The sequence below is a fragment of the Arthrobacter ulcerisalmonis genome (assembly GCF_900609065.1).
GTDB lineage: Bacteria > Actinomycetota > Actinomycetes > Actinomycetales > Micrococcaceae > Arthrobacter > Arthrobacter ulcerisalmonis.
The window spans coordinates 74251-86995 of the sequence record NZ_UXAU01000019.1 but is presented as its reverse complement, the minus strand read 5'-3'; the positions used below and the strand labels follow the sequence as shown (position 1 = coordinate 86995).

At 64.8% G+C, this 12745-nt stretch carries 12 protein-coding genes; 7 read left to right on the top strand and 5 right to left on the bottom strand.

Annotated elements, in window-relative coordinates; genetic code table 11:
• Positions 1 to 5: 5 nt before the first annotated feature.
• Positions 6 to 389, bottom strand: coding sequence for a cold-shock protein (locus tag PSET11_RS06055; protein WP_124091210.1), 384 nt, complete (start codon positions 387 to 389; stop codon positions 6 to 8).
• Positions 390 to 594: 205 nt separating this feature from the next.
• Here PSET11_RS06055 and PSET11_RS06050 point away from each other — a divergent pair, with 205 nt between their 5' ends.
• The 3 genes from PSET11_RS06050 to PSET11_RS06040 are packed head-to-tail and all read left to right on the top strand — an operon-like array spanning position 595 to position 4972.
• On the top strand, positions 595 to 828 hold the full coding sequence (locus tag PSET11_RS06050) for a hypothetical protein (protein WP_124091209.1): 234 nt from the start codon (positions 595 to 597) through the stop codon (positions 826 to 828).
• Between the two features lie 10 nt (positions 829 to 838).
• Positions 839 to 3316: a helicase-associated domain-containing protein gene (locus PSET11_RS06045; protein WP_124091208.1), complete on the top strand. Its 2478-nt coding sequence runs from the start codon at positions 839 to 841 to the stop codon at positions 3314 to 3316.
• A gap of 9 nt (positions 3317 to 3325) precedes the next feature.
• Positions 3326 to 4972, top strand: coding sequence for a DNA repair helicase XPB (locus PSET11_RS06040; RefSeq protein WP_124091207.1), 1647 nt, complete (start codon positions 3326 to 3328; stop codon positions 4970 to 4972).
• A gap of 3 nt (positions 4973 to 4975) precedes the next feature.
• Here PSET11_RS06040 and PSET11_RS06035 read toward each other — a convergent pair whose 3' ends face one another.
• Together PSET11_RS06035 and PSET11_RS06030 are read right to left on the bottom strand one after the other, a co-directional pair.
• Positions 4976 to 5845 carry an FHA domain-containing protein gene (locus PSET11_RS06035; RefSeq protein WP_124091206.1) on the bottom strand — a complete coding sequence of 290 codons (870 nt, stop codon included), beginning with the start codon at positions 5843 to 5845 and terminating at the stop codon, positions 4976 to 4978.
• A 5-nt stretch (positions 5846 to 5850) separates the two neighbouring features.
• Entirely contained in the window at positions 5851 to 6108 is a 258-nt protein-coding gene (locus PSET11_RS06030; protein ID WP_124091205.1) for a hypothetical protein, read from the bottom strand.
• Positions 6109 to 6344: 236 nt separating this feature from the next.
• Between PSET11_RS06030 and PSET11_RS06025 the strand changes: the two genes are divergently transcribed.
• From PSET11_RS06025 to PSET11_RS06010, 4 genes are all read left to right on the top strand, one after another.
• Entirely contained in the window at positions 6345 to 6845 is a 501-nt protein-coding gene (locus tag PSET11_RS06025; protein WP_124091204.1) for a DUF427 domain-containing protein, read from the top strand.
• Between the two features lie 105 nt (positions 6846 to 6950).
• Complete coding sequence (locus PSET11_RS06020; protein ID WP_124091203.1) at positions 6951 to 7664, top strand: response regulator transcription factor; 714 nt, start codon at positions 6951 to 6953, stop codon at positions 7662 to 7664.
• A 2-nt stretch (positions 7665 to 7666) separates the two neighbouring features.
• The gene (locus PSET11_RS06015) at positions 7667 to 9178 is read left to right on the top strand and encodes a sensor histidine kinase (RefSeq protein ID WP_203415915.1); all 1512 of its coding nucleotides are present in this window, start codon (positions 7667 to 7669) and stop codon (positions 9176 to 9178) included.
• A 105-nt stretch (positions 9179 to 9283) separates the two neighbouring features.
• The gene (locus PSET11_RS06010) at positions 9284 to 9571 is read left to right on the top strand and encodes a WXG100 family type VII secretion target (protein ID WP_124091202.1); all 288 of its coding nucleotides are present in this window, start codon (positions 9284 to 9286) and stop codon (positions 9569 to 9571) included.
• Between the two features lie 86 nt (positions 9572 to 9657).
• Here the strand turns inward: PSET11_RS06010 and PSET11_RS06005 are convergent, their stop codons facing one another.
• Complete coding sequence (locus PSET11_RS06005) at positions 9658 to 10731, bottom strand: ribonuclease HI family protein (protein WP_124091201.1); 1074 nt, start codon at positions 10729 to 10731, stop codon at positions 9658 to 9660.
• Between the two features lie 158 nt (positions 10732 to 10889).
• Positions 10890 to 12518: a chaperonin GroEL gene (gene groL, locus PSET11_RS06000; RefSeq protein ID WP_124091200.1), complete on the bottom strand. Its 1629-nt coding sequence runs from the start codon at positions 12516 to 12518 to the stop codon at positions 10890 to 10892.
• Positions 12519 to 12745 lie beyond the last annotated feature (227 nt).

Here is a 12745-nt window from a genome sequence, read left to right as displayed (position 1 = left end):
GGCTGTTAGACGTCCAGCTCGTCGGCAACCTTGCGCAGGGCGGCCGAGATGGCCTTACCCTTGTTGCCCTCCGGGTATTTACCGGCCGAGAGGGTGCCGGACAGGTTGTCCAGGACGCTCACCAAGTCCTGCACCAACGGGGCGAGGTCCTTGGCGCTGGGCCGTTTGGCCTTGGCGATGGACGGCGTCTTGTCCAGAACGCGCAGGCCCAGTGCCTGGGCGCCCTTGCGGCCATCGGCGACGCCGAATTCCACGCGGGTGCCCGCCTTAAGATCCGTCACGCCTTCAGGCAACGATGACTTGGGCAAAAACACTTCCTGCCCATCTTCGCCAGCCAGGAAACCGAAGCCCTTATCTTTGTCGTACCATTTGACCTTGCCGGTAGGCATGCAATCAACCTTCTTTGTTCAATGTCGGGGGACCTGGTTGACCACCACCGCATCCGCACTGTTGTGCGGGTTCAGGGGATGGCAGTTGCACCAATATGGCCTGTATCTTTCAAGGTTATCCTGCCCAGCCCGCCAACCCCGCTTTGCGCGTCGCCGCCACGAGGGTATTCACTGCCGATCGGCAGTGCGCTGTAGCGTGGTTCCCATGACTCCCTCGCAGTACCGCCGGCCCCTGATGATCGCTGCCGCCGTGATTGCCGTTCTCTCCCTTGTAGCTGTGGGAACCGTCATGGCGTTGGCCTTTGGCGGCGCCGTGGCACCGACCTGGGTCACTTACACCGCACTGTATGGACTGCCGCTGGCTTTCATGCTGATGCTGTTCCTCGTGATTGACGGCGTGATCGCTCGACGTCGGGCAGGAAAGCCGGAGCGGCGGTAACGTTGGACTGATGTCCCTCATTCGCGCGCTCAGCATGGAATTGGCGGCTCGCAGCGATGACTCGTTGCGGGCACTATTCGCCGCGCGGCCGGATCTCATCTCCCCCGGTGTGCCAGACTTCGCAGCCCTGGCGGCACGGGCCAGTTCCAGGGTCAGCGTGCAACGGGCGCTGGAACGGCTCGCCAAACCCCAGCTTCAGGTCCTAGAGACACTGCACCTGTGCACCAATACCGACACAGGCCACAGCGCGCCTGCCGCCGCAGTGCACAAACTAATTACCGGCGCCACGGCCACCGACGTCGACCAGATCCTTGCCGAGCTCCAGGCCTTGGCACTCGTGCAACGCGCCGCAGCTCCGCCTGGCGCTCCCGCAGCTGCGTCGGCACAACCGCACTACCTGCCAGCAGGGGCGCTGAAGGACGTGGTGGGCATCTATCCGGCAGGGCTCGGCCGGAGCTACACGGAGCTGGTTCGGCTGCAACCCATGTTTGCCCAACGCGCTGTGGCTGTGGTGGCCGAACTGCGCCGCAGCGGCGCAGCCATCCACCCCGCCACCACTCCCATGGAAGCTGCCCTAGCCTTGCAGCACTGGACAGCGTCGCCGGCGGGCCTTCAAAAGATCCTTGCCACGGCACCGGACCGGACAGCCGCCCTTCTGGCACGATTCCGGAACTGGGCCATGGGTGCAGTACCCCAGGCCCAACGAAAGACGGCAATCTCGGCTGCTGGCACCGACGTCGGGCCCGTGGATTGGCTTTTGGCGCACGGCCTGCTGGTGCCGTTGGACGCTGCACACGTGGAACTGCCGCACAGCGTGGGCCTGTCCCTGCGCGGGGGTGCGGTCATCGATGATTTCACCCTGGTGCCACCGGTCCCCGAAATGGGCAAGACCACTGCTGTGCTTCGCCGGAACGCAGCCCTCAGCGCGATTTCTGAGACGTTACGCGTGGTGTCCGAGCTGGTCCACGCGGTGGGAAACCAGCCGCTCGCAACGCTGCGGAGCGGCGGCGTAGGCGTCCGTGAAACCCGTCGACTGGCGGATGTCTTGCGGGTGGACCAGGCCCAAGCGGGTGTACTCCTGGAGCTGTGCGGCCTGGCTGGCCTGATCCGATTGGACGTGGATATCAGCGCGTGGACCCGGCCGGCGGATCTTGAGTGGCTGACTTTGCCGCGCCAAGAGCAGTGGCTGTGGTTGGTCAACGCGTGGCTGGCCAGCGAGCGCGTGCCGTCCCTGGTGGGCCAGCAGGGCGTCAACCCTGCACACCGCGCCACGGGTGGCAGCCCGATCGTGGCCTTGTCCGCAGAGGCACAGCGGCCCGATGCGCCGGTGGTGCGCCGCCGGATCCTGGAAATCCTTTGGGAACTCACCGAGCAGGCGGACCTCCCCGAGGACATGTCACCTGTCCTTGATGCAGCAGCAGTGTTGCAACGTGCCGAATGGTCGCAGCCCCGGATGGCCAGGCGGTTCAGCTCGTTGATCAGGGGCGTGTTGGCCGAGGCCGAGCTTTTGGGGTTGGTGGGTTCCGGTGCGTTGAGCCAGCTCGGCTGTGCCGTGGCGGCAAACCAGCAGGATACGGCTCTCGATGCTTTGGGTGAACACCTGCCAGCCGCCCTCAACCATGTCCTGCTGCAGGCCGACCTCACCGCTGTGGCACCCGGCTACCTCGCCCCCACCCTCTCCGAGCAGCTGCTGGTGATGGCCGACGCCGAGGGTCAGGGGCCCGCGGGCATCTTCAGGTTTTCTGTGGCCTCGATTCGCCGCGCCCTGGACGGGGGGTACGACGCGGACGGGCTGCTGGCGTTCCTCCGCGACCACTCCGCCACGGCCATCCCGCAGCCGCTGGAATACCTGGTCAAGGACACCGCCGCGCGCCATAGCAGGGTTCGGGTAGGTCCCGCCGCCAGTTTTATCCAGTGCGACGACGAAGCCGCCTTGGACGCACTCCTCGCCGGGCCACGCGCCGCCGCCCTCGGCCTGGCCCGGATCGCGCCCACAGTCCTCATTTCCACTGCCGCTCCGCGTGAGGCGGCACAGGCGCTCCGCAGCCTTGGCCTCTCCCCCGCAGTGGACGGTGGCGACGGGCCAGCCGCCCGATTCCGGCGAACACCGCACAGCGTGCCAGTTGATGGCGGCAGACCCACCTACTCGGCACCCGGGCTGGCTCCGCCGGCAGAGGACATGGACGCTCAGCTGGCGGTCCTGCGGCAAGGGGGTACCGGCGTCGGGAACTCCGCAGTTGGTGCAGGGGCCGGGGCTGAGGCGGCCACGCAGCTGGGGTTGGAGGCACTCCAACGTGCCATCAGGCTCAAGCAGAAGATCAGCATGAACGTGGTGGACAGTGCGGGGAATGCCAGCCGGGAGCTGGTTGTTCCGCTGTCTGTGAGCGGCGGCCGTGTCCGCGTGTTTGACCCCGCCAAGGAGACCGAACGCGTTCTCTCCGTGCACCGCATCATCGATATCGAGGTTGCAGAGGAACTGCACCAGTAAAGGACCCGCGTGAACGACGGACCCCTGATTGTCCAGAGCGACAAGACCATCCTCCTGGAGGTTGATCATGAGCTCGCCACCGAAGCCCGGCACGCTATTGCGCCGTTCGCCGAACTGGAGCGCGCCCCCGAACATGTGCATAGTTACCGGCTTACCCCGCTGGGATTGTGGAATGCCAGGGCGGCAGGGCTCGACGCCGAACGGGTGCTGGATACGCTGCTGAAGTACTCGCGTTTCCCGGTGCCGCACGCACTCCTGGTGGATGTTGCCGAGACCATGTCCCGGTATGGGCGGCTGCGGTTGGAGAAGGATCCGCAACACGGACTGGTGATGCGGACCGATGATTACCCTGTCCTGGAGGAAGTGATCCGGGCCAAGAAAATCCAGCCACTGTTGGGCCCACGGATCGACGGTGAGACGGTGGTGGTCCATGCCTCGCAGCGCGGCCAGCTCAAGCAGTTGCTGCTCAAGATCGGCTGGCCGGCGGAGGACCTTGCCGGCTACGTGGACGGCACGCCCCACCTGATCGCTTTGACCGAGGACGGCTGGTCGCTGCGTCCGTACCAGAAGCTGGCGAGCGAGAACTTCTGGTCCGGCGGCAGTGGCGTGGTGGTCCTGCCCTGCGGTGCGGGTAAGACTTTGGTGGGCGCGGCAGCGATGGCCACGGGATGCACCACCACCCTCATCCTGGTCACCAACACCGTTGCGGCGCGGCAGTGGAAGGACGAGCTGCTCAAGCGGACCACGTTGACGGAAGAGGAGATCGGCGAATACTCGGGTGCCGTCAAGGAAGTCCGGCCCGTAACCATCGCCACGTACCAGGTCCTCACCACCAAGCGGGGCGGCCTGTATCCGCACCTGGAGTTGGTGGACGGGCACGACTGGGGCTTGATCATCTATGACGAGGTCCACCTGCTGCCGGCACCGATCTTCCGGATGACGGCAGACCTGCAGGCCCGGCGGCGGCTGGGTCTCACCGCCACGCTGGTCCGGGAAGACGGCAGGGAAGGCGAGGTGTTCAGCCTGATCGGGCCCAAACGGTACGACGCGCCCTGGAAAGACATTGAGTCCCAGGGTTATATTGCCCCGGCTGACTGCGTTGAGGTGCGGGTTGACCTGCCCAACGACGAGCGGGTGGCCTACGCCATGGCTGAGGACGCTGACAAGTACCGGCTGTGTTCTACCTCTGAGTCCAAGACCCTGGTGGTGGAGCGCCTCGTCGCCAAGCATCGGGACGAGCAGTTGCTGGTGATTGGCCAGTACATTGACCAGCTCGACGAACTTGGTGAGCGGCTGGGCGCCCCCGTCATCAAGGGAAACACTCCGGTGAAGGAACGGCAGCGGCTTTTCGACGAGTTCCGGGCAGGCACCATCCACACGCTGGTGGTGTCCAAGGTGGCCAACTTCTCCATCGACCTGCCCGAGGCGTCGGTGGCGATCCAGGTTTCGGGATCTTTCGGTTCACGGCAGGAAGAAGCTCAACGGTTGGGCAGGTTGCTACGGCCCAAGAAGGATGGCCGGGCCGCCCGGTTCTACTCTTTGGTGGCCAGGGACACGCTCGACCAGGAATTCGCTGCCAAACGGCAACGCTTCCTGGCCGAGCAGGGCTACGCCTACCGCATCCTCGATGCCAAGGATGCGGACGCGCCGGGCTAAACCCTACGTAACGCTCTCATTGCTGTCCCGTTCCATGGTGCCGGTCCGGGGGTCAAACTGCGGGCGTTCGTACGCCAGTTCGCCGCCGCTCCGGCCACCGTGGGGACGACCGTGATCCGCGAATTCCTCCCTGAAAAACGCCAGGCACCACTGCCCCATCTGGATCCGGGCGCCGGTGCGGAGCACAGCCGGGCCGTTGCCGGAGACGCTTCCACTGACGCGGCCGTGCGGCACCAGGACGTACTCGTCCTGATCGTCGTGGCGGATCTCCGCGTGCACGCCGTCGAGGCCCTCCAGCAGCAGCCCGGACCCCGGGTCGCTGCCGATGGTCAAGGTTTCAGCGTCGAGGAGGACTTCGCGGGGAACCTGGCCCGTCCAGCTGGCTGCGTCCTGGACGAAGATCAGCCGCGGCCGTCCGCTGCCCCTGGTGTAGTGGGTGGTGGTGATCCGGCGGATGACCTTCCGCCGGACTGTGGGCAGCAACGGCAGCGGAGTTGCCGGCGGCAACAAGGATGCTGCGGTGCTTTTGCGCCGACCCTGCCGAACCAGCGGCATCAGGGCACCAAGCTTGCCCAGCTTGATGTTGGCGCTCCTGGTCACCAGCCGTTGGGATGCGGGGCTGTTCACTGCGCCCAGGCTGACGATGGCGCCGTCAGGGCCCGCTAACGTCACACTGACCCCTTTGCCCGCCAACATGTCCGCGAACGGCCGCACGTCCTCGAGCGACGGCATGCCACCACCTCCCATGGGCGCAAGGCTGTCCAGCGACACTGTCACTTCCGTTCCAGCGCCACGGGCGGTACCCGTGGTGACGGATCCCGACTCATCCGTATAAGTGAAGTCCAGGTCAACGTCCAGGCGGTACTGCGCCATGATGCTCAGCTGCGATTCAGATCGGACCCGGCGGCATCCTTATCGCTGGTGGTCACCCGGAGGCTCCCATTGAGCTTCCACGTGGCCCGCGGCGCGTCCGGCCCAATGTCACGGGGAACTTCCACCGTCATGTCCACAAACTGGTAGTTGATGGCGGCGCCTTTGCCCGTGAGGTAGGACCACATTTCCTCGGCCAGGTCAGCCCAGTCTCGGATGCTGCGGTCGGTGGCGCCGTTGCTTTCGATTGCATTTCCATCGGTCATGATGGTCAATTCCCCTTCGATAGGCCACAATACGTTGAACTGCTGGTGTTGCCTCGCCTGGCGTTGGGGTCCTGCTGCCCCGGAAGGTCCGGAGTGACGACGGGAAGGCTGAACACCCCTCACTGTATTCCCGGCCCCCGACAGTGGGAATACGTCCGGCCCGGAACGTTCTGGGGCGCTGTTGGGTTCCCACCATTAAGTGAGCGCCTGGGTTTAGCGCAGTGCAGACTGGTGGGATGAAGCCTGCAAAGAACCGCCCCATTCCGCGCCCTGGCCAGGAGTCAGTCTGGGACTACCCTCGGCCTCCGCGGGTAGAACCAAGCGACGAGCTGGTCCGGATTTACCAGGGCGGCGAACTGATCCTGGAGACCACCGAGTCCGTGCGGGTCCTGGAGACCAGTCACCCGCCGGTCTACTACGTGCCAGCTGCGGCGTTCATCCCCGGCAGCCTGGTTTCGGCGCCGGGGACTAGCTTCTGCGAGTTCAAGGGCATGGCCGCATATCTGAGTGTGCATGGTGGTGGGATCGCTGCCGAGCGTGCGGCCTGGTACTACCCAGATCCGACGCCGGGCTTCGAATCCTTGAAAGGGCTCGTGGCCGTCTACCCGGGTCTGGTGGACTGCTGCGAGGTGGCTGGCGAGCGGGTGCAACCCCAGGCCGGCGGCTTCTACGGCGGCTGGATTACGTCCCGGGTGGTGGGGCCGTTCAAGGGCGAACCAGGCACCCTGGGCTGGTAGTCAGCCCAGCCAGCCCTCCGCACTGACCTGCTCCTCATTGCTTTCCACACCAGACTCCCACCGTGCATCCAGAAAACTCCCAGTGTCTGGGAGCATGATGGGAACATGAACAAGAACGGCCCTGAAGCGAAGCTCCTTGTTGTGGACGACGAACCCAACATCCGCGAGCTGTTGTCCACGTCCCTGCGCTTTGCCGGGTTCGAGGTGGTCTCCGCAGCGAACGGTCGTGATGCCCTGGCTGCTGCCGAGGCCCACTCCCCCGACCTGGCGGTCCTGGACGTCATGCTGCCCGACATGGATGGTTTCACTGTCACCCGGCGCCTGCGCGCGTCCGGCAAACACTTCCCGGTGCTGTTCCTGACCGCCAAGGATGACACGGAGGACAAGGTCACCGGGCTGACCGTGGGCGGCGACGACTACGTCACCAAGCCGTTCAGCCTCGACGAGGTGGTGGCCAGGATCCGGGCCGTGCTCCGCCGAACCCAGCCCGCGATGGATGATGATGACGCCGTCATCCGCGTGGATGACCTGGAGCTCGACGACGACGCCCACGAGGTGCGCCGCGGCGGTACCGTCATTGAGCTTTCTCCCACGGAGTTCAAGCTCTTGCGTTACCTCATGCTCAACCCCAACCGGGTGCTGTCAAAGTCCCAGATCCTGGACCACGTCTGGGAGTACAACTTCAACGGCGACGCCTCGATCGTAGAGTCCTACATCTCGTATCTGCGCCGCAAAGTCGATCTCGATCCTGAGGCACCGGCACTGATCCAGACCAAGCGCGGCGTGGGCTACGTGCTCCGGACGGCTGAAAAGCGCTGATCTTGGTTAAGCAGTGGAAGAGCGCGTCGCTTCGGAGCCAGTTGGTAGCCATGATCATGGCCCTGCTGGTGGTGGCCCTGACGGTAGCCGGCGCCATCACCATGACGCTTCTGCACACGTTCCTGCAGAGCCAGGTGGACGACAAACTCTATGCCGCCGTTAAGCTGGCAAGCCAGCAGGGATCCTTCACGCAGTTGCAGGCGCCCAATCCGATGGTGCCCACCGACTACTCGCTCATCCTCTACCGCGACGGCCAGACCCCGTACACGTTCGGCGGTAAGGAAGACAATCAGCCGGACATCGCCAGTATTTCCGTGTTCGAGGCGCAGAGCCGCAACGGCGCCCCGTATATGGTGCGCGGTTCCGACGACGAAAATTGGCGCGTCGTCGCGGTGAACGTCTTGAGCAACAACGAGCCCGCCGTCGTCGTCATTGGGCTGCCACTGCGGAACGTCGATGCCGTGGTGGGGCATGCCACCCTGGTGGCCTCCGCCGTGGGGCTGGCGACGCTCCTCCTCGCCTCGCTGATTGGCAGCTGGACGGTGACGCGATCGTTCCGGCCGTTGGCGCGGATTGAAAAGACGGCAGCCGCGATTGCTGCGGGTGATCTTTCCCGGCGCGTGGAAGTGGACAACCCCCATACCGAGCTGGGCAGGCTGGGCAGTTCGCTCAACGCCATGCTCGCCCACATCGAGACCGCCTTCGCCGCACGCACGGCATCCGAATCGAAGATGCGCCGCTTCGCCGCCGACGCCTCGCACGAGCTTCGCACACCCCTGGTGACCATCAGGGGCTTCTCCGAGCTGTACCGACACGGCGCACTGGCTACGCCGGAAGACGTTGCCACGGCCATGGGACGGATCGAGAGCGAAGCCAAGCGGATGGGATCCATGGTGGAGGACCTGCTGCTGCTGGCCCGCCTGGATGAGCAGCGCCCGTTGCAGCAGAAGCCCGTGGACCTGCAACTCATCGCCCATGACGCGGTGGTGGACACCCAGGCCAGCGATCGCGAGCGGGTGGTGACCCTGGTGGGGCTCGACGGCGGCCCTGGCACCCCTGCCCCCGTCCTGGGTGACGAGGCGAAAATCCGCCAGGTGGTGGGCAACTTGGTGGGCAATGCCCTGCGCTACACCCCCGACGGCAGCCCGATCGAACTCGCGGTAGGGGTTCAGAGCGTAGATGGCCAATCCAGATCCGTCATTGAAGTGCGGGATCACGGTCCCGGCATCTCCACCGACGATGCCGCCAAGGTTTTTGAGCGCTTCTACCGTGCCGATACCTCACGCACCCGCGAGACGGGCGGCAGCGGGCTCGGCTTGGCGATCGTGGCAGCCATTGTGGGTGCCCATGGCGGTTCGGTACAGCTTGTGGAGACCGACGGCGGCGGCGCGACCCTGGTGGTCAGCCTCCCGGTGCGCGACGACGGCCCAGCCTCAGACACCGCACATACTGACGACGCAGGTTTGGTGGACGGACCTCCCGGGGCAGCCAACGACGGAGTTATCCACATATAGCCTTGGGCGGCTGGTGGCCGACGCCGGGCATTCCTAGGCTGGTCTCATCGCCCGGATCTCCCGGGCCTGGCAGCCTCGCTGCCGCTGGAAACAGGGAGCCATCCGATGAGCATCATTTCTGTCGACACCGAGTTGTTGCAGGTCAAGTCGGCCAACGTGCAGGCCACCGTGGATCGGATCAGCGCGGACGTGCATGCCATGAGGCAGGGCCTGGACGAGCTGCAGGGTTCCTGGCGGGGCGCAGCTGCCACCAACTTCCAGGCGTTGATCATGGAGTGGACCCTGACGCAGGGCCGGGTTGAGGCTTCCCTGGCGTCCATCAACGCGGCGCTGGCGTCAGCAGCCAACACCTATGCCCAGGTGGAGCAAGGGAATGCGATGCGCTTCAGCTAGCTGTATCGCAGGGCCTGACGGCCGTGACCCGGCACCCAGCTGCCCCTGCACACCATTGGGCCGACGCCCTACACATCGGCGAGGCCTTACGCTTCGGGGGTGCCCTGGTGGAACCTCAGCCGCCAGCGGGCACCGTCGAGGACCCAGAGGGAACTCCGCAACGACGAGCCGGCACGCGCCAGGCTCCGGTAGGTCAGCAGGATCGACGAGTCGCTGATGCGGTCGGTGCTGAGGACTTCCATCTCGATGCGTTCGCCCGGGTCTTCTTCGAGCGCCATCATGATGGCATCCCGGCTCCACATCCTGCCGGAGCTGCCGATTTCCACGAACTCCGGGTGCAGGAGGACAGCCGTCTGGCCAATGTCACCTCGAACCTGGGGACTCAGCAGGTCGCGCTCGAGTGCCGTCACGAGCTTCTCAGCCGAGTCGTCAGCGTCGTGCTGGGACACGGCGTCCGCCTCGAACGCTGCCAACTCGCTGAACAGGTCTGGTTCGTCATAGAGGGCCGGCTGGTGCGTTGGCAGGGAGGTGCTCGAACTGGGGTTGCTGTTGACCTCCGCTGCCCCCCTCCAGCCGGATGCAGCCTGTCCGGCCGAGGCGCTGGTGACTGTCCCCCGCCCTGCCACGCTATTTCTGCCGCCAGCCGACGCGCCGTCGTCTGACATTTCCGCTGCGCCGCTGCGGGGCGCTGTCGAGTCGAGGTAGCCAGGACCGATCCGCGGCGCCACGCGTTGTTGGTAGGCGGTGGCTGCGGCCCGGGCTCGGTCATCCGCCGCTTCGTTGAGGGGATGTCCGGCGTGGCCCTTGACCCATTCGAAGGTGTACTTCCGGCCAGCGAGCTCGCGGTCGAGATCCTTGAGGAGGTCCACGTTCAGGACAGGCTTACCGTCTGCCTTGCGCCAGCCCTTCCGTTTCCAGCCTGGCATCCATTTGGTGATCGAGTTGATCACGTATTGGCTGTCGCAGAGGATGCGCAAATCTTCCTCCGGGCGATGTGCCGTGGCGCGGAAAAGATCCAGGACGGCCATCAGCTCGCCTTGGTTGTTGGTGCCGTGCGGCCAGCCGCCAGCGCTCCAGCAGTCATCATTCACGTACCAGGCCCACCCGGCGGGACCGGGATTTCCCAAGGCCGAACCGTCAGCCGCTGCAATTATCGTCACCGGACTATCCTGCCAGAGCACCCGGACATTTCAGGTGTCGAGCACTGCCAGCTCCCGGAGACCCACAGCGGGGCAGCAACGGGACAGCAAAAAGCGGCCCCCTCTTTCGAGGAGGCCGCTTTCAGGAAAAGCACGGGACGTGAGCCCGGCAGGAAGGCTTAGAAGCCGCCCATGCCGCCCATGTCGTCGCCGCCGCCAGCAGGTGCTGGGTTCTTCTCAGGCTTGTCTGCAACGACTGCCTCAGTGGTGAGGAACAAACCAGCGATGGAGGCCGCGTTCTGCAGTGCAGAGCGGGTGACCTTGACCGGGTCGTTGATGCCAGCAGCCAGCAGGTCGACGTACTCGCCGGTTGCTGCGTTCAGGCCGTGGCCTGCGGGCAGGCCGCGGACCTTGTCCACGACAACGCCAGGCTCAAGGCCAGCGTTGAAGGCGATCTGCTTCAGCGGAGCGTCGATGGCAACGCGGACGATGTTGGCGCCCGTTGCTTCGTCGCCGGTGAGGTTCAGGTTGGCAAACGCCTTGGCGCCGGCCTGGATGAGGGCTACGCCGCCACCGGCGACGATGCCTTCTTCGACAGCTGCCTTGGCGTTGCGCACTGCATCTTCGATGCGGTGCTTGCGTTCCTTGAGCTCAACTTCGGTGGCTGCACCGGCCTTGATGACTGCAACGCCGCCGGCCAGCTTGGCCAGGCGCTCCTGCAGCTTCTCGCGGTCGTAGTCCGAATCGGAGTTCTCGATCTCGGCGCGGATCTGGGAAACGCGGCCAGCGATCTGGTCAGCGTCGCCAGCACCTTCGACGATGGTGGTCTCGTCCTTGGTGACAACAACCTTGCGTGCCTTGCCCAGGAGTTCCAGGCCAGCAGTCTCCAGCTTGAGGCCAACTTCTTCGGAGATGACCTGGCCGCCCGTGAGGACGGCAATGTCAGCCAGCTGGGCCTTGCGGCGGTCGCCGAAGCCCGGAGCCTTGACGGCTACGGACTTGAAGGTGCCGCGGATCTTGTTGACGATCAGGGTGGCAAGTGCCTCGCCCTCGATGTCCTCGGCAATGATCAGCAGCGCCTTGTTGGACTGCATGACCTTTTCCAGGACAGCAACCAGTTCCTTGACGTTGGAGATCTTGGAGTTGACGATCAGGATGTAGGGATCCTCCAGGACAACTTCCTGGCGCTCTGCATCGGTGACGAAGTAGGCGGAGATGTAACCCTTGTCGAAGCGCATGCCCTCGGTGAGCTCGAGCTCCAGGCCGAAGGTGTTGGACTCCTCAACGGTGATAACGCCTTCCTTGCCGACCTTGTCCAGGGCTTCAGCAATCAGGGCGCCAATTTCTTCGTCGCCAGCAGAGATCGATGCGGTGGCGGCGATCTCTTCCTTGGTTTCGATTTCCTTGGCGGAGTTCAGCAGCTCAGCGGTGACCGCCTCGACAGCCTTCTCGATGCCACGCTTGAGGGACAGCGGGTCGGCGCCGGCAGCAACGTTGCGCAGGCCTTCCTTGACCAAGGCCTGAGCCAGGACGGTGGCGGTGGTGGTACCGTCGCCAGCGACATCGTCAGTCTTCTTGGCAACTTCCTTGACCAGCTCGGCGCCGATCTTCTCGTAAGGATCGTCCAGCTCGATCTCCTTGGCGATGGAAACACCATCGTTGGTGATCGTGGGGGCGCCCCACTTCTTTTCGAGGACGACGTTGCGGCCACGCGGGCCGAGGGTGACCTTGACGGCGTCGGCGAGGATGTTCAGGCCCCGCTCAAGGCCGCGGCGTGCCTCTTCATCAAATGCAATGATCTTGGCCATAACGGCAGTAGTCCTTTCGGGACAGTCGTTAAGAATGAACCTCCACTGCAGTGCCCGCGACGGACGATCCTTGCCAGCGGCCTCTGTATGCCCCTGGGTCCGGATCTCACTTCAGGAAGGTGTTTCTCTCGCTCATCACTCGATGCCTCGCAACGCCGGCCGAAACCGAGCGCTGCTTAGCAGTCGATACGTCAGAGTGCTAACTCAATAATTAGCACTCTCAAGGT